This is a genomic window from Pseudomonas sp. R4-35-07 (genome assembly GCF_003852235.1).
Classification (GTDB): Bacteria; Pseudomonadota; Gammaproteobacteria; order Pseudomonadales; family Pseudomonadaceae; genus Aquipseudomonas.
This window is the reverse complement of record NZ_CP027732.1, coordinates 5,469,080-5,488,716: the sequence shown is the minus strand read 5'-3', so window position 1 is coordinate 5,488,716 and position 19,637 is coordinate 5,469,080. Positions and strand designations below refer to the sequence as shown.

Sequence of the window (19,637 nt, the reverse complement as noted above, 5' to 3'; positions counted from 1 at the left end):
GGTTTTTATTGTCGGGGATGCAAATCAGATTTTCGGCGGCCCGGGATAGCCGCAATGGGCCCAGGACTCGGGCCGGAAGTACCAGGCCATGGTCACCAGCTTGAGCAGCGAGCCCTGGCCCATGCGCAGCAGGTTCAGGTAGCTGTTTTCCCAGCGCTGCAGGAAGTTGCGCAGCTGCTCCGCGCTGGCATTTTCCCAGCTGCCCCAGATACCCGTCAGCGGGCCTCGGGTAATGCCCATGCCGAGCACATCGAACAGCTGCTGGGTGAGCTTGAACATCTGCGGTGACAGATACTGCAGGCTGTAGTCGAGCTTTTTCAGGGTGTCTTCAATTCCGGCGCTGATGGCCTGGGCGCTGGCTGCGCCTTCCAGCAGTACCGGGATGACCGCGCGCAAAAATGGCAGGTCACTGGTCCGCAACAGCGCAAAGCCGCTGGCCGGCGTGCTGCTTGAGCAGCCGCTGAGGCTCGCCCCCAGCCCGGCGGTGGCCAGGAACGCGCTGGCGCACAGGCCGATTTTCAAGACGCCGCGCCGCGACAGCGCAGGTGTTTCAGTCAGGCTGGGGTTCATTGTTTTTTTTGTCCCGCAGGTGAGGTTATCAGCGGATAAACAGCTTCTGGATCAACTTCTGGATGGTTTTCCCGTAGGGCGGGTAGATCAGCTTCGCCGCGTTCAAACGCTGTTTGACCAGCACGCCCTTGGCCTTGCTGAACGTCAGGAAACCTTCGTGGCCGTGGTAGTGGCCCATGCCAGAGGGGCCGACGCCGCCGAATGGCATGTCGTCCTGGGCCACGTGCAGCAGGGTATCGTTCAGGCACACGCCGCCCGAGTGGGTCTCGTGGAGCACACGGTCCTGTTCGCGTTTGTTGTAGCCGAAGTAATACAGGGCCAGCGGGCGAGGGCGTTGGTTGATGTAGGCAAAGGCCTGGTCGATGCCGCGATAGGGCACGATCGGTAATAGCGGACCAAAGATCTCGTCCTGCATGACCGTCATATCGTCGCTCACATTCAGCAACAGGCTATGGGCCATACGGCGTGCCTGGCCCTGGTCGTAAAGAGGAATCAGGGTGGCGCCCTTGTCGGTGGCATCCTTGGCGTAGGCATTGAGCCTGGCCAGTTGTCGCTCGTTGATGATGGCGGTGTAGTCCGGGTTGTCGGCCAGGGTCGGATAAAACCCGCGAATCGCGTTGGCGTAAGCCTCGACAAAACTGTCCACACGTTCCTCCGGCACCAGCACATAGTCGGGCGCCACGCAGGTTTGCCCGGCGTTCAAGGCCTTGCCGAAGGCGATACGTTCGGCGGCGTCCTTGAGCGGTACGTCGGCGGAAACAATGGCCGGCGATTTGCCGCCCAACTCCAGGGTGACCGGTGTGAGGTGTTCGGCGGCGGCCCGCATCACATGCCGGCCGATGCTGGTGGCGCCGGTGAACAGCAAATGATCGAAACGCAACCTGGAAAACGCCACGCCGACGTCAGCTTCGCCGAGCACCACGCACACCAGGTCCTCGGGGAAGATTTTTGCCAGCAATGCCTTGAGCAGTTCGCCGGTTGCCGGCGTGGATTCGCTGAGCTTGAGCATTACCCGGTTACCGGCGGCCAAGGCCCCGACCAGCGGACCGATGGCCAGGTACAGCGGGTAGTTCCACGGCACGATGACGCCGACCACACCCAGCGGTTGGTAAATGACTTTGGCCGACGCGGGCTGAAAGGCAATGCCTACAGCACGTCGAGAAGGTTTCATCCAGCCTTTGAGGTGTTTACTCGCGTAGTGAATGCCGTGCAGGCTGGGCATCAGTTCGGCGAACAGGGTTTCGTCCGCGCTGCGATGGCTGAAGTCCTGGCTGATCGCATTGATCAGCGCCTGGCGTTCATCGCTGAGCACATCGCGCAGGGCCTTGAGCCATTGCTGGCGTTGCGCGGCCGGCGGCATCGGGTTGGCGGCATAGGCGCGACGTTGAGCGTCGAACAGGATCTGGAGTTGATCCAGCGCCTGGGATTGCTGCAGGTAGGCAACGTTGGCAGACATGGCGCGGTCCCGGTTGTTATAGGTCTGCCTGGATTTTTAGAGTCATTACTCTAAATTGTCAAATAACATTGCAGTAACAACCAGATTTATCCTGACCCGGATAGGCCGTAAGATGCCCAATCCCGTGTTTGGAAGCTGAGCCCTATGGCACCACGAGTAAAGACCAGCGAGCGAATTGTGCAAACCAGCCTGGAGCTTTTTAACCAGCAGGGCGAGCGCAGTGTCAGCACCAACCATATCGCTGCCCATATGGAAATTTCCCCGGGCAACCTGTACTACCACTTCCCCAACAAGCAGGCGATTATCGCCGTGCTGTTTCGCGAATACGAAGCGTTGGTGGACAGTTTCCTACGCCCGCCCCAGGGGCGGGCGATGGTGGTGGAAGACAAGCGCTTTTACCTGCAGGCGGTACTGGCCGGCATGTGGCGCTACCGCTTCCTGCACCGCGACCTCGAACATTTATTGGAAAGCGACCCCGAGCTGGCCACTGGCTACCGACGCTTCTCCCAGCGCTGCCTGATCCAGGGCGGGGCGATCTACCAGGGCTTTGTCGACGCCGGCATCCTCACGATGGACCCGGTGCAAACCGAGGCCCTGACCCTCAATGCCTGGATCATCCTGACCTCGTGGGTGCGTTTCCTGTGCACCACCAATGAAAATTCCACCCATTTGAGCGCCGAAGCGATAAAACGTGGGGTCTATCAGGTGCTGGTGCTGGAGGCTGGGTTTGTCACGCCTCAGGCAAAAACGGCGGTGGATGCGTTGTTCAAAGAGTTTTACGTGCCATTGAACCAGGCATTGGAAGAAGTGAAGTAAGACCTTTCCCCTTTGTATGCACAGGAGTCAGTCATGCCGCTTGCCCAACTGATCAGCCCCCAGGCATTAGCCGAGCGCCAAACGTCGGCCGGGCTGGTGATCCTCGATTGCCGTTTTGCCCTGGAAGACCCGGATTACGGCCTGTGCAGCTATGCCGAAGGGCACATCGAAGGGGCGCAATATGCCGACCTGGAGCGCCATCTCAGCGGCCCGGTGATCAAGGGCGTGACCGGCCGTCACCCGCTGCCCGCGGCGCACGCCTTCATTCAGCAATTGCAGGCATGGGGCATCAGCGCTGATACCGACGTGGTGCTGTATGACGACGGCCCAGGGGCCTTTGCGGCTCGGGCATGGTGGTTGCTGGCCTGGCTCGGCAAGCGCGAGGGTGTGTTTATCCTGGATGGCGGCCTCAAGGCGTGGCACGCGGCGGGCTTCCCATTGAGCCTGGATGCGCCGGTGGTTGAACGAGGCACGTTTGCCGGTACGCCGGATAATCGATTGGTGCTCGATGCCGAACAGTTGCAGAAACGCCTGGGCGAACCGGGCATGACGTTGATCGATGCTCGCGCCCAGGCGCGTTTTCGTGGCGATGTGGAGCCAATCGACCCGATCGCCGGGCATATTCCAGGCGCTCAATGCGCGGCCTTCAATGAAAACCTGGGCAGTGATGGGCGCTTTTTGCCGGCTGAGCAGCTCAAACAGCGTTTTGCTGCGCAGTTGCAGGGCCGGTCGCCGGATGAGCTGGTGGCGTATTGCGGTTCGGGTGTGACAGCGTGTCATAACCTGTTTGCGTTGGGCTTGGCGGGGTATCCGTTGGGCAAGTTGTATGCGGGATCTTGGAGTGAGTGGATTACGGACCCCAAGCGGGAAGTGGCCACAGGCGACTGAGCAATCGGCCTGCGAACCCAATCAAAATGTGGGAGGGGGCTTGCCCCCGATAGCCATAGGTATCTACACAACTGTGCAGCAGCCAACAGTAACCACGATGCGAAGCGAGCCGCTCTTGCTCTTGCTCTTGCTTTTGATCTAAGCGCCCCGTTAAACCACGCTGGCCGGAATTCGACAGTGATTTGGGGGGTAAACCGGCAGGGATGCCGGTTTAGCCGCCCCGCGCCATGGATGGCGCGTGGCGGCGGCCCCCCACATCACTGTCGGATTACGGGCACACCGAGCCGGGGCGAGGTGCCGAGTGGTGGGGCAAGAGCCCTTTGGTTACTTTGGGGCTCTTTTCCAAAGTGACCCGCCGTCAGGGCGGAACCCTAAGCCGCCGTTACCGCAGCAAAGGATATGTACTCACTCTGATCCAACAGCTTGGTCGGCTGTCAGGCCGCCATCGGGGGCAAGCCCCCTCCCACATTTAGGTCGCGGGGCGTCAGTTAGAGAGGCTTCGGCTCCCGAGCCGTCACAGGGTCAGGCCACGCCAAAGTTGTGTAGATACCTATGCCCCGATAGGGGGGTATCAGCTAGCTGATCTCTAGCTGACCCACTGCTATCGGGGGCAAGCCCCCTCCCACATTTTTATCCGTGTTGTGCCAGTAGCCATTGGGGGATGCGGCGTTCCAGGTAGTAGCCGGGGCGTTTCAGCGAACCCTCTACAAACCCCACATGCCCGCCCTTGGCCGTCAGCTCGAACTCGGTACAGTCTGATAGCTCACTGGCTTCGGGCAAACTGTGGGCAAACACAAACGGGTCATCCGCCGCCTGGATAATCAACGTCGGCGTGCGGATAGCGCCCAGGTAATAGCGACTCGAGGCGCGGCGGTAGTAATCCTCGGCGCTGAGGAAACCGTGCAGCGGCGCGGTGACCCGGCCATCGAAATCCCAGAACGTGCGCATTTTCTCCAACGGACCCAACGCCTCCAGGGTGTTGAGCCCGTCTTGTCGGCCGTCCTGCAAAAACTGGCGTTGCTTGACGCGGATATAAGCCAGCATCTCGCGCATAAAGTGCTTCTGATACACCCGCGAAAAGCCAATCCCGATACGGTCCGCGCATTGATCCAGGCGAAACGGCACCGATACCGCCGCCGCGCCTTGCAGCCCGGAGGCGTCGCCGGTTTCCCCCAGGTGCTTGAGCAATACATTGCCGCCCAAGGAATAACCCACCGCATATAACGGCGCCAACGGCCGCTTGGCACGCAGATGGGCGATCGCTGCCGCCAGATCTTCGCTGGCACCGGAATGGTAGCTGCGGGCCAACAAATTCGGCTCGCCTGAGCAACCGCGCCAGTTCAAGGCTGCGCTGGCCCAGCCTTGGGCGGCGAGCGCCTTTTGCAGGCCGGCCACGTAGGGCGAATTGGACGAACCGGTCAGCCCGTGCAGCACCAGCACCAGAGGCGCGTGCACGTCATGTGGGCCGTGCCAGTCGAGGTCCAGAAAGTCGCCGTCTTCCAGCCACAGGCGTTCGCGCTGACGCTCGATATGCGTGGTGGGACGCCATAGCGGCCCCCACAGCGTTTGCAGATGGGGGTTGCCGAGGCCGAAGGCGGGGGTGAAGCGGTCCACAGATGCCGTCATGAAATACTCGCTGCCTGACAAGCTCGCTCCTACAGGGTGCGGTGCCACAACGCGTAATAAACCCGCCCGGACTTCTGCTCACGGTGCAAGCGCCAGCTCCCCGGCAGGCCGAGCGTCGACGGCGCTGTCTCGCTTTCAGTGTAGACCCACGCATCCGGCGCCAACCATTGGCGTTCTTCCAGCAATGCGCACACGGTCGGCAGCAGGTTCTGGTTGAACGGTGGGTCGAGGAACACCACGTCGTATTCGCTGGCCGCCTGGGTTTCCAGGTAGCGTAAGGCGTCGGCGGTCTGAACCTGGCCGTTGGTGCAGCGCAACGTGCCCAAGTGTTCTTTGAGGCTGGACACCGCCACATTGCTAGCATCCAGCGCCTGGGCCTGGGAGGCGCCACGGGACAGCGCCTCCAGGAACAGCGCGCCACTGCCCGCAAACGGGTCGAGCACCTTGGCGCCGCCGATGTAGGGCGCAAGCCAGTTGAACAAGGTTTCGCGCACGCGATCTGGCGTCGGGCGCAGGCCCACGACATCGGGGAAGCTCAGCTTGCGGCTGCCCCATTCACCGCCAATGATGCGCAGTTGGCCCACACCGTTATGTACGTTGTGGACAGGTTTTTTCGGGCGAGATGAACTGGCCATTAATGCTCCGGAACCCCGAGCGGCTGCTCGGCAGGTTTATCAGTGGGGGGCGGTAGTGGCTTTTGCGCAATCGTCGGGCCGGCGGTCACGATGACCATCTTGTCGGCGCTCAAGTGTTTGTTCATTGCAGCCTTGACCTGCTCCACGGTCAGGGCCTGGGATTGTTTCATGAAATCCTCCAGATAGCTCAGCGGCAGGTTATAGAAACCCATGGCGCCGAGCTGCCCGACGATATCGGCGTTGCTCGCGGTGGACAGCGGGAAGCTGCCGGCCAGTTCGCGCTTGGCGTCATCCAGCTCTTTCTGGGTGGGGCCGGTCTTGAGGTAGTCGGCCACGACGTCTTCGACCAGGCGCAACGTGCCGCCGCTCATTTCGGCGCGGGTTTGCAGGTTGATCATGAACGGGCCGCGCACCTGCATCGGCGAGAAGCCGGAGTACACGCCGTAGGTAAGGCCGCGTTTTTCACGCACTTCGCTCATCAACCGCGTGCCGAAACCGCCGCCGCCCAGAATCTGGTTGCCCAGGGACAGTGCAGCGTAGTCCGGGTCGGCGCGATCGATGCCCAACTGGGCAAACAGCAGGTGGGTCTGCTTGGAGGGAAACTCGATGCGGCTCAGGCCGGCCTTTGGCTCGGTTGGCTGGGCAATCTTCGCCAGGGCCGGGCCCTTGGGCAACGCGGCAGAGACCTTGGCGGTCATGGCTTCGGCTTCGGCGCGGGTCAGGTCGCCCACCACCGCGATCACGGCATTGCCTGCCGCATAAGCCTTGGCGTGGAATGCCTGCAGCTGTTGCACGGTAATCGCCGGCACGCTTTCAGGCGTGCCTTCGCTTGGGTGGGCATACGGATGGTCGCCGTACAGGCGCTTGAACAGCTCGATGCTCGCCAGCTTGGCGGGATTCTGTTTCTGGTATTCGAAGCCGGCCAGGATCTGATTCTTGATGCGTGCCAGTGAGTCGGCCGGGAAGGTCGGCTTGCCGATCACGTCATCAAACAGCGCGAGTGCGGCATCGCGTTTGTCGCTGTCGCTCAAGCTGCGCAGGGATACCAGGGCCATATCGCGATAGGCGCCATTGCCAAAGTCGGCCCCCAGGCCTTCAAAGCCGCTGGCGATCTGGCTGACGTCCTTGCCCGGCACGCCTTCGTTGAGCATGGCATTGGTCATCAGGGCCAGGCCCGGCACATCGCCGTCCTGGCTGCTGCCGGCGGCGAACAGGATGCGCACGTCGAACATCGGCAGTTCATGGGCTTCGACGAACAGCACCTTGGCGCCTTCGGCGGTGTTCCAGGTTTGCACGTCTAGCTTGCGGTTGGTCGGCGCCTTGCCGTCCAGTTCAGCCAGCGATTGCAGTGTGTTGGCCGTTTGGGCCTTGTCCAGGGCCTGGCTGGCGACCGACTCGCTCGGGCGCAACAGGTACACAGCACCGGCCGCGATCAAGGTGACGGCGATCAGGCCGGGCAGAATCAGGCGGTTGCTCTTGCGGTCACTCATGAGCGGTCTCCTCAGGCAAAACATGGGCGACGCTCAGACGTTCGCGGGTGAAATAGGTGCGTGCAGCTTTTTGGATATCTTCCGGGGTGACGCTTTGCAGGTCGGCAAGCTCAGTGTCCATCAGCTTCCAGGACAGGCCTACGGTCTCCAGCGAGCCGATCGCCGTGGCCTGGGCGGTGATGGAGTCGCGCTGGTAGACCACGCCCGCAATCACCTGGGCGCGGATGCGTTCCAGCTCTTCGACGGTTGGCGGCTTGGCTTTTAGCTCTTCCAACAGGCGCCACAGGCCGGCTTCGGCTTGGGCGACGGTCTTTTTCTTCTGCTGGTTGGGCGTGGCGGTCAGCATGAACAGCGTGTCGCCGCGAGTGAAGGCGTCATAATCGGTGGACGCGGCGGAGACGAGTTCTTCACCCCGCTCCAGCTGCTCGGAGATACGCGCGCTGTAACCGCCGTCGAGCAGGGCCGAGATCAGGCGCAGCGTTTGTACCGAGCGCTTGTCCTCGGCAGTGGCCAGGCTCGGCACGTTGAAACCGAGGAACACGCTGGGCAGCTGGGTTTGCACGTGCAGGGTCAGCAGGCGCTCGCCGGGCTCGGCCAGCTCCATCGGGACCTTGGCTGGCGGGACGTCACGCTTGGGGATCGGGCCGAAGTAGCGCTGGGCCAGGTTTTTCACCTCGTCCGGCGTGACGTCGCCGACCACTACCAGGGTCGCGTTGTTCGGCACGTACCAGGCCTGGTACCAGTGGCGCAGTTCCTCGACCTTCATGCGCTCAAGGTCAGCCATCCAGCCGATGGTGGGCGTGTGATAGCCGCTGGCCGGGAAGGCCATGGCCTTGAAGCGTTCATAGGCCTTGGACATCGGGTTGTCGTCGGTGCGCAGGCGGCGCTCTTCCTTGATGACCTCGATTTCGCGGCTGAACTCATCGGCCGGCAGGCGCAGGCTGGCCATACGGTCGGCTTCCAGTTCGAAGGCCACGCCCAGGCGGTCGCGGGCCAGCACCTGGTAATAAGCGGTGTAGTCGTCACTGGTGAAGGCGTTTTCTTCAGCGCCCAGGTCGCGCAGGATCAGCGAGGCTTCGCCGGGGCCGACCTTGGCGCTGCCCTTGAACATCATATGTTCCAGGGCATGGGACAAACCGGTCTGGCCCGGGGTTTCGTAGCTCGAGCCGACCTTGTACCAGACCTGGGAAACCACCACCGGCGCGCGATGATCTTCGCGCACGACCACCTTGAGGCCGTTGTCGAGGGTGAATTCGTGGGTGGGTTGTGGGTCGGCAGCCAAAGCTGAAAGGGGCAGACAAACTGTGCTGAGCAGCAGGCCTGCGGCGCGGCGGGCTAGAGCATTCATTCGTTTTTTAACCTGTTGGACTGCCCGCTTGGTCTTAGCGTCGGCGGGCGAGGAGGTGCTAGGATACCGATCCGACTTAGGGGCGGCCACTGCGGCTGTCTTGTTGAGGCTCTATTTTGGCCTTCAAAATGTTGCGCATGAACGAGCTGGCTAAAAAACAGTCTGTTACGCATCGAATTTTATTTACCGAAGCGCCTGCTGGCGCGTCGCTACCTTGAGATAGCCGTCTCCATGTTTGGTTCCAACGACGACAAGAAGACCCCAGCTGCGGCTGGCGAGAAGAAAGGCCTGTTCGGATGGCTGCGCAAAAAGCCGCAGGAAACCGTCGTCGAACAGCCACAGGTTCAACCTGAACCTATCCCTGAGCCTATAGTAGAAGCCGACCCGGTAGCCGAAACACCGGCGCCGACGGTGTTGCCGATGGCCGAGCCGGTGCTGCAGCCTGCGGTCGAGCCAGAGCCAGAGCCAGAGCCAGAGCCAGAGCACAAGCCGTGGCCGCCACTGCCGGTGGCTGAAGAGCCGGTGGCGCTGGTTGAAGATGTGCAGGTTGAGCACGTAGCGCCGCCTATTCCTACGGTGGTTGAACCCGTAGCGACAGTCGTCCAGACGCCACCCGCCGTTGAGGCCCCTGCGCCTGCCATCATCGAAGAGCCGGCCGCTGAAACCAGCAAAACCGGCTTTTTCACCCGGCTCAAGCAAGGTCTGAGCAAAACCAGCGCCAGTATCGGCGAGGGCATGGCCAGCCTGTTCCTCGGCAAGAAGACCATTGATGACGAGCTGCTGGAAGACATCGAAACCCGCCTGCTCACCGCAGACGTAGGCGTCGAAGCCACCGCCGTGATCATCCAGAGCCTGACCCAGAAGGTCGCCCGCAAGCAGCTGACCGACGCCGACGCGTTGTACAAATCCTTGCAGGCCGAGCTGGCCGCCATGCTTAAACCCGTTGAAGCGCCGCTGGTGATCACCCCGAAGAAGCCGTTCGTGATCCTGGTGGTAGGCGTCAACGGCGCCGGCAAGACCACCACCATTGGCAAGCTGGCGAAAAAACTGCAGTCCGAAGGCAAGAAAGTCATGCTCGCCGCCGGCGACACCTTCCGTGCCGCTGCCGTTGAGCAACTGCAGGTGTGGGGCGAGCGCAACAAGATCCCGGTGATCGCCCAGCACACCGGTGCCGACTCCGCGTCGGTGATTTTCGATGCCGTGCAGGCAGCCAAGGCCCGGAACATCGATGTGTTGATCGCCGACACCGCCGGCCGCCTGCACACCAAAGACAATTTGATGGAAGAGCTGAAGAAGGTCCGCCGCGTGATCGGCAAGCTCGACGCCGACGCCCCGCATGAGGTACTGCTGGTGCTGGACGCCGGTACCGGGCAGAACGCCATCAGTCAGGCCAAACAATTCAACCAGACGGTGCAACTGACCGGCCTGGCATTGACTAAGCTCGACGGCACGGCCAAGGGCGGTGTGATTTTCGCCCTGGCCAAGCAGTTCGGGTTGCCGATTCGTTATATCGGCGTCGGTGAAGGCATCGACGACCTGCGCACCTTTGAAGCCGAACCCTTTGTACAGGCACTGTTTGCCGAGCGGGAGCGTTCATGATTCGATTCGAACAGGTCGGTAAACGCTACGCCAACGGGCATGTGGGCTTGCATGAGCTGAGCTTTCGAGTACGGCGGGGCGAGTTTTTGTTCGTGACCGGGCATTCCGGCGCCGGTAAGAGCACCTTGTTGCGCCTGCTGCTGGCCATGGAGCGCCCAACCACCGGCAAGCTGCTGCTGGCGGGACAGGACCTGGCCACCATCAGCAATGCGCAGATCCCGTTCCTGCGCCGTCAGATTGGCGTGGTGTTTCAAAACCACCAGTTGCTGTTCGACCGCACGGTGTTCAACAACATTGCCTTGCCCCTGCAGATTCTCGGGCTGTCCAAGGCCGAGATCGTCAAGCGGGTCGATTCAGCCCTGGAGCGCGTGGCCTTGTCGGACAAGACCGACCTCTACCCCGGCGACCTGTCCACCGGCCAGCAACAGCGCGTCGGTATCGCACGCGCCATCGTTCACCGCCCGGCCTTGCTGCTGGCGGATGAACCCACCGGTAACCTCGACCCGCGCCTGGCGGCCGAGATCATGGGGGTGTTCGAAGACATCAACCGGCTGGGCACCAGCGTGTTGATCGCCAGCCACGACCTGGCGCTGATTGCGCGCATGCGCCATCGCATGCTGACCCTGCAACGCGGTCGTTTGATCGGCGACGGGGAGGCCGGCGTATGAGTGCAACACGCAGCCCTAAGGTATCCGAACGCGTGGCGCCGAAACCGGCCGACCCGCAACCGAAAAAGAAAAAACACGACGAAGACGACGGCCCGGACTTTGGCACCCTGTTGCGTGCCTGGATCGAAAGCCATCGTGCCAGCCTGCTCGACAGCCTGCGCCGCCTGGGCAAGCAGCCGATCGGCAGCTTTTTCACCTGCCTGGTGATGGCCGTGGCCCTGAGCCTGCCAATGGGCTTGTCGTTGCTGCTCAATAATGTGGAGCGCCTGGGCGGTTCGTGGCAGCGCGCGGCGCAGATTTCCCTGTACCTGAACCTCGACGCCAGCACCAAGGACGGCGAGGGCCTGCGCGACGAGATCAAGAACCTGCCAGGGGTGGCGGATGCCGAATACATCAGCCGCGATCAGGCGCTGGAAGAGTTCCAGCAACAATCCGGCCTGGGCGAGGCGCTTAAAGAGCTGCCGCAGAACCCGCTGCCAGGCGTGGTGCTGGTGACGCCCAATGAAGTGGACAAGCCGGCCCTGGAAGCCCTGCGACAAAAACTCGCAGAGATGCCCAAGGTGCAACAGGCGCAACTTGATCTAGTCTGGGTAGAGCGGCTGGCCGCGATCCTCAAGCTGGGCGACCGCTTCGTGTTCGGTTTGACGGTGCTGTTGGTGTCTGCATTACTTTTGGTGATAGGTAATACCATTCGTCTTCATATTGAAAACCGCCGCACCGAGATAGAAGTGATTAAACTGGTCGGCGGCACGGACAGCTATGTGCGTCGTCCTTTTCTGTACATGGGTGCGCTTTATGGCTTTGGTGCCGGGATTTTGTCCTGGGGCGTGCTGGCTTTTGGCCTGAACTGGCTGAACGATGCGGTTATCGGGCTTGCCGGCTTGTACGGCAGCGATTTTGCCCTGGCAGGGGTGCCGGTAGCCGATGGTTTGAGTCTCTTGCTTGGCGCGGTATTGTTGGGGTATATCGGTGCGTGGATTGCGGTGGCACGGCACTTACGTGAGCTGGCACCGAAGTAGTTAATGTCAGGGTAATGTAGTTTCGTTTGTATTGACCTTGTCAGCAGTTTAGGGAACTTGTCCTACGGTTCCCCGGTCAATTTTCGCAGTGCTGAACTGCACGAGTTATGTGAGTCGGAGGTTTTTTCGTATGACCACTTCTTTGCAACCTGCTTATGCCTTGGTCCCGGGTGCGAACCTGGAAGCCTATGTGCACACGGTAAACAGCATTCCCTTGCTGACGCCCGAGCAGGAGCGTGAACTGGCCGAGAGTCTCTACTATGAGCAGGATTTGGGGGCGGCTCGGCAGATGGTGCTCGCCCACCTGCGTTTTGTCGTACATATCGCCCGTAGCTATAGCGGCTACGGGCTGGCACAGGCTGACCTGATTCAGGAAGGCAACGTTGGCCTGATGAAGGCGGTGAAGCGTTTCAACCCGGAAATGGGTGTGCGCCTGGTGTCGTTCGCCGTGCACTGGATCAAGGCGGAAATCCACGAATTCATCCTGCGCAACTGGCGCATCGTGAAAGTCGCGACCACCAAGGCCCAGCGCAAGCTGTTCTTCAACCTGCGCAGCCAGAAGAAACGCCTGGCGTGGCTGAACAACGAGGAAGTCCACCGCGTGGCCGAAAGCCTCGGCGTGGAGCCCCGTGAAGTGCGCGAGATGGAAAGTCGCCTGACCGGCCATGATATGGCCTTCGACCCGGCTGCCGAAGCAGACGACGACAGCGCCTTCCAATCGCCGGCCAATTACCTGGAAGACCACCGGTACGACCCGGCGCGTCAACTGGAAGACGCCGACTGGAGCGACAACTCCAATCACAACCTGCACGAAGCGCTGGAAGTGCTGGACGACCGCAGCCGTGACATTCTCTACCAGCGCTGGCTGGCGGAAGAAAAAGCCACGCTGCACGACCTGGCGCAGAAGTACAACGTGTCGGCCGAGCGGATTCGTCAGCTTGAGAAAAGCGCGATGAACAAGCTGAAGCTGTCGATCGCCGCCTGATCCAGCTGGCAATGCTGGGTTAAAAATGTGGGAGGGGGCTTGCCCCCGATAGCAGAGTGTCAGTCGACATATGAGTGACTGATCCACCGCTATCGGGAGCAAGCCCCCTCCCACATTTGTTTCTGTGTTGTGTCAGTCGGACCAGGGAGCCTTGCGGGAGTTGTTCAACTCGACCAAATAGTCCTCGCCACCCAACTGACTCATTTGCTGGCGAATCCACGCCGCGCGCCGCGCCACATAGGCGGTTGGATGGCTGGCACTCCACACCCGTGGGTTCGGCAACACCGCCGCCAGGTAGCTGGCCTGCTGACGCGACAGCCCTTTGGCGCTCACCCCGAAATGATGCCGCGCCGCTGCTTGCGCACCGAACACACCCTCGTCCCACTCCACGCTGTTGAGGTACACCTCAAGGATGCGCTGCTTGGGCCACAGCACCTCGATTAACCCGGTAAACCAGGCTTCCAGGCCCTTGCGCAGATAACTGCGGCCGGTCCACAGGAACAGGTTCTTCGACACCTGCTGGCTCAAGGTGCTGGCGCCGCGAATGGTACCGCCGCGCTCGTTATGCACGATCGCCGCCTGAATCGCGCCAAAGTCGAAGCCCCAGTGTTGCGGGAAACGCTGGTCTTCACTGGCCATCACCGCCACTTTGAGGTCGTCGGAAATCTCGTCCCACGCCACCCAGCTGCGCTGCAGGTCAATAGGTTCGCCGTCGATCCAGGATTCGACCTTGCGCTCCACCATCAGCGCAGTGAACGGCGGCGGTACGACGCGAAACAGCAGCACCAGCAGCACACTGCCGATGGCGAACCATTTCACGACGTTGAGAAAGCGATTGAAGAGGACACGCAGCATAGAGATGGCTTGGCCGAACCCGTTGAGCGGGCCATTATACAGACCCTGCCCGATGAGTCTGACTGGAGTTCCTCATGCTGCGTAGCTTTCTGATGCTGGCTGCCTTTTTTGGCTTTACCGGTGTCGCCCTCGGCGCGTTCGCCGCCCATGCCCTGAAAAACCGCCTGAGCGCCGACTACCTGGCGATCTTTCACACCGGCGTGATGTATCAACTGGTGCATACCCTGGCGTTGTTTGGCGTGGCGCTGCTGGCCGCGCATATTCCTGGTCGACTGGTCACCTGGGCGGGCATTTCATTTGTGGTCGGCATCGTGCTGTTCTCCGGCAGCCTGTATCTGTTGACCCTGACCGGCATCAGCAAACTCGGGATCATCACGCCGTTCGGCGGGCTGGCGTTCCTGCTCGGCTGGTTTTTCCTCGGCTTGCTCGCCTGGCGCCTGCAACTGACCGCTTGACGCTTGAAGCTGACCTTCAGCGCCCAATCGCGTTAGAATGCCGGCCCCTAAAAACGATGGCGGCCCGTGGCATGCGCATTCAGTTGAACGGCGAACCCCTTGAACTGCCCGACGGTGAAACCGTCGCGGCCCTGCTGACCCGCCTGGACCTCACCGGGCGTCGTGTCGCAGTGGAGCTCAACCTGGATATCGTCCCGCGCAGCCAGCACGAAGGCACCGCGCTCAGCGAAGGTGACCGTGTCGAAGTGGTGCACGCCATCGGCGGCGGTTAGTCGCCCCGGCCGTAACGCATTCTGCAGAACCTCACCCCATTACGAGGATTTCCCATGAGCATCGTTCGTAGCGACAAGCCTTTCGTCCTGGCCGGTCGTACCTACCAGTCCCGTCTGCTGGTCGGCACCGGCAAGTACCGCGACATGGAAGAAACCCGTCTGGCCATCGAAGCCTCGGGCGCCGAAATCGTTACCTTCGCCGTACGTCGCACCAACCTCGGCCAGATCGAGGGCGAGCCGAACCTGCTCGACGTGCTGTCGCCGGACCGCTACACCTTCCTGCCGAACACCGCTGGCTGCTTTGACGCCATCGAAGCCGTGCGCACCTGCCGCCTGGCCCGTGAGTTGCTCGACGGCCACAACCTGGTGAAGTTGGAAGTGCTGGCCGACCAGAAAACCCTGTTCCCCAACGTGATCGAAACCCTCAAGGCCGCCGAAACCCTGGTCAAGGAAGGCTTTGACGTGATGGTCTACACCAGCGATGACCCGATCATCGCCCGCCAGCTGGCGGAAATCGGCTGCATCGCGGTGATGCCGCTGGCTGGCCTGATCGGCTCCGGCCTGGGGATCTGCAACCCTTACAACCTGCAGATCATCCTTGAAGAAGCCAGGATCCCGGTGCTGGTGGATGCGGGCGTGGGCACTGCCTCCGACGCTACCATCGCCATGGAGCTGGGCTGCGACGCGGTGCTGATGAACTCGGCCATTGCCCATGCCCAGCAACCGATCATGATGGCCGAAGCCATGCAACACGCAATTGTCGCGGGCCGCCTGGCCTACCTCGCCGGGCGTATGCCGAAAAAACTCTATGCCAGCGCCTCTTCGCCGCTGGATGGCCTGATCAAGTAAGAGCTATTGATGACTGAATCAAACGAAACGCCGAACCCCGTGGAAGCAGGCGACGAGTCCAAGCACCGCCGCATCAAGAGCTTCGTGATGCGCGCCGGGCGCATGACCGAAGGCCAGCAAAAAGGCCTCAACCAAGGCACGTCGCTGTTCGTGTTGCCCCTGGCCGATGCGCCGGTGGACTTCGACCAGGTGTTCGGGCGCTCGGCCCCGCGTTCCCTGGAAATCGGCTTCGGCATGGGCCATTCCCTGCTGGAAATGGCGGCGGCCGCGCCGGACCAGGATTTCATCGGTGTAGAAGTGCACCGCCCAGGTGTCGGCGCGCTGTTGAACGGCGTGCTGACCCAGGGCCTGACCAATCTGCGGGTCTACGACTGCGACGCGATTGAAGTGCTCAACCGCTGCATTGCCGACAACAGCCTCGACCGGCTGATGCTGTTCTTCCCCGACCCATGGCACAAAGCCCGTCACCACAAGCGTCGCATCGTCCAGGCTTCCTTCGCGGAACTGGTGCGCAGCAAGCTGAAAGTGGGGGGCATCCTGCACATGGCCACCGACTGGGAGCCCTATGCCGAATACATGCTGGACGTGATGAACATCGCCCCCGGCTACCGCAACCTGGCCGAAGACGGCAAATGCGTACCGCGCCCTGCGGAGCGCCCGATCACCAAGTTCGAACGCCGTGGCGAGAAGTTGGGGCATGGCGTGTGGGATTTGAAGTTCGAGAAGCTGGCCTGAGACCCGCTTCCGAATTTGAAATGCAGTAAAAATGTGGGAGGGGGCTTGCCCCCGATAGCGGTGTATCAGCCAAAGATTTGGTGACTGATCCACCGCAATCGGGGGCAAGCCCCCTCCCACATTGGTATCTGTGTTGGGTCTGGAATCAGCGGCGGTCGGCGACGACGCCAATCAACACCAGCACCACCACCAGCACCGGCGCGAGGCTGTAGTTATTGAACTGGCTCAGCCCCCGCACGATCCACGGCGTGGCGTAGATCAGCGCCGCGCCGCTGCCGATCATGCACACCAACGCCATCAGGGGGACGCGCAACGCGCCGGCGATGCTGCCCAGGCGGGCTTCGATCCAGCCCTTGATGTCAGCGCCGAACAGCACCAGCAAACAACCGACCAAGGCCAGGGAGATTTCCGACAGGTTGCTACGGCTCCAGCGGGATACGGTGGCGAGCAGGTCGAGTACCAAATCCATTCGATTTCCTTAAAAAGCGTCAGCTCAAAAACGTCTGCAACAGGTCATTGAGAAAGAGTTGCCCGCGGTCGGTCGCCGCCAGGCGTGACGGTTCGACCTGCATTAAGCCACTTTGTTCTGCCTCGCGGCGGCCTTCGGCGAGGCTCGCCAGGTCAAGGCCGGTGCGCTCGGCGTAAAGCCTGGCGTCTACGCCTTCGGTGAGACGCAGGGCGTTCATCAGGAACTCGAACGGCAGCTCTTCATTGGTCAGTTCTTTGGCCCCCGCCTGGAAGCTTTTGGCCGGGTTGAGGTAGTCCTTCGGTGCGCGGGTTTTCCAGGTGCGCACGATGCGCCCGTCCGGATGGCTGAGCTTGCCATGGGCACCGGCACCGATACCGATGAAGTCGCCAAAGCTCCAGTAATTGAGGTTATGCCGCGCCGGTCGACCGAGTTGGGCATAGGCCGACACTTCATATTGTGTGTAACCGTGCTCGGCGAGCAGCGCCTGGCCGGCTTCCTGGATGTCCCACAGGGTGTCGTCTTCCGGCAGCGCAGGGGGCTGGTTCCAGAACACCGTGTTGGGTTCCAGGGTCAACTGGTACCAGGACAAGTGCGTCGGCTTCAATGCGATGGCTTGGCGCAGATCGGCCAGGGCGTCGTCCAGGGACTGATCGGGCAAACCGTGCATCAGGTCCAGGTTGAAGTTATCGAACCCGGCCTGGCGCGCCATATCCGCTGCACGTACGGCTTCGTCACCATTATGAATGCGACCCAGCGCCTCGAGTTTTTCCTGCTGGAAGCTCTGGATGCCGATGGACAGGCGATTGATCCCCAGCTTGCGATAAGCGACGAACTTCTCTTGCTCAAAGGTGCCCGGATTGGCTTCCAGGGTGATCTCGATATCGTCGGCAAACGGGATGCGTGCTTGCACGCCTTCAAGCAGGCGCCCCAAGGTTGCGGCGCTGAACAGGCTGGGGGTGCCTCCGCCGAAAAAGATCGAACTCAGCGCTCGGCCGTAAACGGCGTGCAGGTCCTGGTCCAGGTCCGCCAGCAGGGCGTCCACGTACTCTTCTTCCGGCAGCACGTTGCTTGCGGTATGGGAGTTGAAGTCGCAATACGGACATTTGCGTACGCACCACGGAATGTGAATGTACAGCGCCAGGGGCGGCAGCACCGGCAGAGCCGCCCGGGGTGTTTGCGTGCCACCGTGGATCAGCGGCTGCGCAGAGGTGTTCTGGGTCATTTCAGGCCCAAACGCTGGCGCAGCAACGCCATGGCGCGGGCGCGGTGGCTGATCTGGTTCTTGTCGGCCGGGCTCAGTTCGGCGCTGGAGACGTTGCGCTCCGGTACCCAGAACAGCGGGTCATAGCCAAAGCCATGCTCACCGCTGGCCGCGTGCAGAATGCGACCCTGCCACAAGCCTTCGCACAGGATCGGCAGCGGGTCATCGGCGTGCCGCACCAGCGCCAGCACGCAGACGAACTGCGCGCCACGTTCGGCATCGGGCACGTCCTTGAGGACGTCGAGCAGCTTGGCGTTGTTGGCCGCGTCGCCCTTGCCATCGGCGTAGCGTGCCGAATAGATGCCCGGCGCGCCGCCGAGGAAATCTACCGCCAGGCCAGAATCATCCGCCAAAGCCGGTAGGCCGGAGATCCGTGCAGCGTTACGTGCCTTGAGGATGGCGTTTTCAACGAACGACAAGCCGGTTTCTTCCGGCTCTACCTGGCTGAACTCGCCAATGGAGCGCAGTTGCACGGACTCACCGAGCATGGCCTGCAGTTCCTTGAGTTTGCCGGCGTTGTGGCTGGCCAGTACGAGTTGGGTAAGGTTCATCATTCGGCCGGGAACAGTTCTTGGTTGAATTGGAAACCATGGGCCTTGCCACCGGTTTCAACGTTGATGGTGAACGTCTTGTATTCCCGCTGCGTCACCGAGTAGGGCGCGAGGTAGCTGATGCCGCCTTTCTCTTCGATTTGCTTGAAGGTCAGGATTTCGCTCTTGCCGCCCAGGTCTTTGATGGTACCGGTTACCTGGGCTGCGACCGGTGTGACGCCCTTGATCACGGTCACATTGATCAAGCCCTTTTCCTTGCTGCGCACGATGCCGACGTTCTGGGCGGTCTCGGGTGGCAGGAAGCTGGAGGTGAAGGTGTTGTAGTGAACGGTAATATCGCCAAAGTCTTTCTTGCGGTTAGCGTCGATAGCGTGCGCAGCCATGGCGCTGGCGCCCAGGCAGGCGGTCAGGAGAAAAACAGCCAAACGACTCATGAGCGTCCCTCTTGATAATGATTAGACGGCAATCTTGTGGTCGGTCAGGCCAGGGCTGCTGACCCGGTAGATACCGATTTCGCCCAACAGGTTGGGCCATAGCTTACTCGCCCAGCCGTGGCGATGTTGTTGATCGACGGCAAGGCGGTTGATCACCTTGGCCTCACGCTCGCCACACAGGGCTTCGAAGTCTTCGAAGGTGCAAAAGTGGATGTTCGGCGTGTTGTACCAGGTGTACGGCAGGAAGTCCGATACCGGCATGCGGCCCTTGGTGGCCAGGTACCAGCGGCAGCGCCAGTGCCCGAAGTTGGGGAAGGTGATGATGCACTGGCGGCCGACGCGCAGCATTTCGTCGAGGATACGGTCCGGGTAGTGCACTGCTTGCAGGGCCTGGGTCATCACCACGATGTCGAAGCTGTCGCTGGCAAAGTTGCCCAGGCCCTTGTCCAGGTCCTGCTCGATCACGTTGATGCCCTTGGCCACGCACTGGGCGATGTTGTCCGGGTCGTTTTCCAGGCCGTAGCCGGTGACTTGCTTGTTGTCGCGCAGCCAGCTCAGCAGCTCGCCATCACCGCAGCCCAGGTCGAGCACGCGGCTGCCGGCGGGGATCCAGTCTTGGATGATTTCCAGGTCGGCTCTCATGGCGTTCTCCCAAA

General features: G+C 61.5%; 22 protein-coding genes. 10 read left to right on the top strand and 12 right to left on the bottom strand.

All coding sequences use genetic code 11. The annotated features are described in order from the left end of the window. Window positions 1-24: 24 nt before the first annotated feature. Both C4J89_RS25220 and C4J89_RS25215 read right to left on the bottom strand, forming a co-directional pair. Entirely contained in the window at window positions 25-570 is a 546-nt protein-coding gene (locus C4J89_RS25220) for a twin-arginine translocation pathway signal protein (RefSeq protein ID WP_124415834.1), read from the bottom strand. 28 nt (window positions 571-598) lie between these two features. Further along, window positions 599-2,026: a coniferyl aldehyde dehydrogenase gene (locus C4J89_RS25215; protein WP_124415833.1), complete on the bottom strand. Its 1,428-nt coding sequence runs from the start codon at window positions 2,024-2,026 to the stop codon at window positions 599-601. A gap of 144 nt (window positions 2,027-2,170) precedes the next feature. Here C4J89_RS25215 and C4J89_RS25210 point away from each other — a divergent pair, with 144 nt between their 5' ends. Together C4J89_RS25210 and C4J89_RS25205 are read left to right on the top strand one after the other, a co-directional pair. Next, window positions 2,171-2,842, top strand: a complete 672-nt coding sequence (locus C4J89_RS25210; RefSeq protein WP_124364824.1) for a TetR/AcrR family transcriptional regulator — start codon at window positions 2,171-2,173, stop codon at window positions 2,840-2,842. Window positions 2,843-2,875: 33 nt separating this feature from the next. Then, window positions 2,876-3,730 (top strand): sulfurtransferase, encoded by an 855-nt coding sequence (locus tag C4J89_RS25205; RefSeq protein WP_124415832.1) that lies wholly within the window; start codon window positions 2,876-2,878, stop codon window positions 3,728-3,730. A 630-nt stretch (window positions 3,731-4,360) separates the two neighbouring features. Here C4J89_RS25205 and C4J89_RS25195 read toward each other — a convergent pair. From C4J89_RS25195 to C4J89_RS25180, 4 genes are read right to left on the bottom strand one after another with little or no spacing between them, the layout of a single operon-like run. Further along, a complete protein-coding gene (locus C4J89_RS25195; RefSeq protein WP_124368707.1) occupies window positions 4,361-5,356 on the bottom strand; it encodes a hydrolase in 996 nt (331 codons plus the stop codon). Between the two features lie 29 nt (window positions 5,357-5,385). Then, complete coding sequence (rsmD, locus tag C4J89_RS25190) at window positions 5,386-5,991, bottom strand: 16S rRNA (guanine(966)-N(2))-methyltransferase RsmD (protein ID WP_124364821.1); 606 nt, start codon at window positions 5,989-5,991, stop codon at window positions 5,386-5,388. Continuing rightward, on the bottom strand, window positions 5,991-7,481 hold the full coding sequence (locus tag C4J89_RS25185; RefSeq protein WP_124415831.1) for a pitrilysin family protein: 1,491 nt from the start codon (window positions 7,479-7,481) through the stop codon (window positions 5,991-5,993). Before C4J89_RS25185 ends, rsmD begins: the two co-directional genes overlap by 1 nt. Further along, entirely contained in the window at window positions 7,474-8,829 is a 1,356-nt protein-coding gene (locus C4J89_RS25180; RefSeq protein ID WP_124415830.1) for a pitrilysin family protein, read from the bottom strand. Before C4J89_RS25180 ends, C4J89_RS25185 begins: the two co-directional genes overlap by 8 nt. Before the next feature lie 231 nt (window positions 8,830-9,060). On the opposite strand from C4J89_RS25180, the gene ftsY reads away from it, so the two are divergent. From ftsY to rpoH, 4 genes are all read left to right on the top strand, one after another. Next, window positions 9,061-10,428, top strand: coding sequence for a signal recognition particle-docking protein FtsY (ftsY, locus tag C4J89_RS25175; protein ID WP_124415829.1), 1,368 nt, complete (start codon window positions 9,061-9,063; stop codon window positions 10,426-10,428). Continuing rightward, a complete protein-coding gene (gene ftsE / locus C4J89_RS25170; protein WP_003213784.1) occupies window positions 10,425-11,096 on the top strand; it encodes a cell division ATP-binding protein FtsE in 672 nt (223 codons plus the stop codon). Before ftsY ends, ftsE begins: the two co-directional genes overlap by 4 nt. Beyond that, window positions 11,093-12,115 carry a permease-like cell division protein FtsX gene (gene ftsX / locus C4J89_RS25165; protein WP_124364817.1) on the top strand — a complete coding sequence of 341 codons (1,023 nt, stop codon included), beginning with the start codon at window positions 11,093-11,095 and terminating at the stop codon, window positions 12,113-12,115. The genes ftsE and ftsX overlap by 4 nt, the downstream gene beginning before the upstream one ends. 130 nt (window positions 12,116-12,245) lie before the next feature. Next, window positions 12,246-13,100, top strand: a complete 855-nt coding sequence (gene rpoH / locus C4J89_RS25160; protein ID WP_003176698.1) for an RNA polymerase sigma factor RpoH — start codon at window positions 12,246-12,248, stop codon at window positions 13,098-13,100. 132 nt (window positions 13,101-13,232) lie between these two features. Here rpoH and mtgA read toward each other — a convergent pair whose 3' ends face one another. Continuing rightward, a complete protein-coding gene (gene mtgA / locus C4J89_RS25155) occupies window positions 13,233-13,955 on the bottom strand; it encodes a monofunctional biosynthetic peptidoglycan transglycosylase (RefSeq protein WP_124415828.1) in 723 nt (240 codons plus the stop codon). A gap of 74 nt (window positions 13,956-14,029) precedes the next feature. On the opposite strand from mtgA, the gene C4J89_RS25150 reads away from it, so the two are divergent. From C4J89_RS25150 to trmB, 4 genes are all read left to right on the top strand, one after another. Continuing rightward, complete coding sequence (locus C4J89_RS25150; RefSeq protein WP_124415827.1) at window positions 14,030-14,410, top strand: DUF423 domain-containing protein; 381 nt, start codon at window positions 14,030-14,032, stop codon at window positions 14,408-14,410. Between the two features lie 71 nt (window positions 14,411-14,481). Beyond that, window positions 14,482-14,682 carry a sulfur carrier protein ThiS gene (thiS, locus tag C4J89_RS25145; protein WP_122462156.1) on the top strand — a complete coding sequence of 67 codons (201 nt, stop codon included), beginning with the start codon at window positions 14,482-14,484 and terminating at the stop codon, window positions 14,680-14,682. 54 nt (window positions 14,683-14,736) lie between these two features. Further along, a complete protein-coding gene (locus tag C4J89_RS25140; protein ID WP_124415826.1) occupies window positions 14,737-15,531 on the top strand; it encodes a thiazole synthase in 795 nt (264 codons plus the stop codon). A 9-nt stretch (window positions 15,532-15,540) separates the two neighbouring features. Next, window positions 15,541-16,266 (top strand): tRNA (guanosine(46)-N7)-methyltransferase TrmB, encoded by a 726-nt coding sequence (trmB, locus tag C4J89_RS25135; protein WP_124415825.1) that lies wholly within the window; start codon window positions 15,541-15,543, stop codon window positions 16,264-16,266. 145 nt (window positions 16,267-16,411) lie between these two features. On the opposite strand, the gene C4J89_RS25130 is transcribed toward trmB, so the two are convergent. From C4J89_RS25130 to metW, 5 genes are read right to left on the bottom strand one after another with little or no spacing between them, the layout of a single operon-like run. Next, window positions 16,412-16,735: a DUF3392 domain-containing protein gene (locus C4J89_RS25130; RefSeq protein ID WP_122716594.1), complete on the bottom strand. Its 324-nt coding sequence runs from the start codon at window positions 16,733-16,735 to the stop codon at window positions 16,412-16,414. A gap of 19 nt (window positions 16,736-16,754) precedes the next feature. Next, window positions 16,755-17,957, bottom strand: a complete 1,203-nt coding sequence (hemW, locus tag C4J89_RS25125; RefSeq protein WP_124415824.1) for a radical SAM family heme chaperone HemW — start codon at window positions 17,955-17,957, stop codon at window positions 16,755-16,757. Continuing rightward, window positions 17,954-18,550 (bottom strand): RdgB/HAM1 family non-canonical purine NTP pyrophosphatase, encoded by a 597-nt coding sequence (rdgB, locus tag C4J89_RS25120; RefSeq protein ID WP_124415823.1) that lies wholly within the window; start codon window positions 18,548-18,550, stop codon window positions 17,954-17,956. The genes hemW and rdgB overlap by 4 nt, the downstream gene beginning before the upstream one ends. Then, window positions 18,547-18,981 (bottom strand): DUF4426 domain-containing protein, encoded by a 435-nt coding sequence (locus C4J89_RS25115; RefSeq protein ID WP_124415822.1) that lies wholly within the window; start codon window positions 18,979-18,981, stop codon window positions 18,547-18,549. Before C4J89_RS25115 ends, rdgB begins: the two co-directional genes overlap by 4 nt. A 21-nt stretch (window positions 18,982-19,002) precedes the next feature. Next, window positions 19,003-19,623 carry a methionine biosynthesis protein MetW gene (metW, locus tag C4J89_RS25110; RefSeq protein WP_124364809.1) on the bottom strand — a complete coding sequence of 207 codons (621 nt, stop codon included), beginning with the start codon at window positions 19,621-19,623 and terminating at the stop codon, window positions 19,003-19,005. Window positions 19,624-19,637 lie beyond the last annotated feature (14 nt).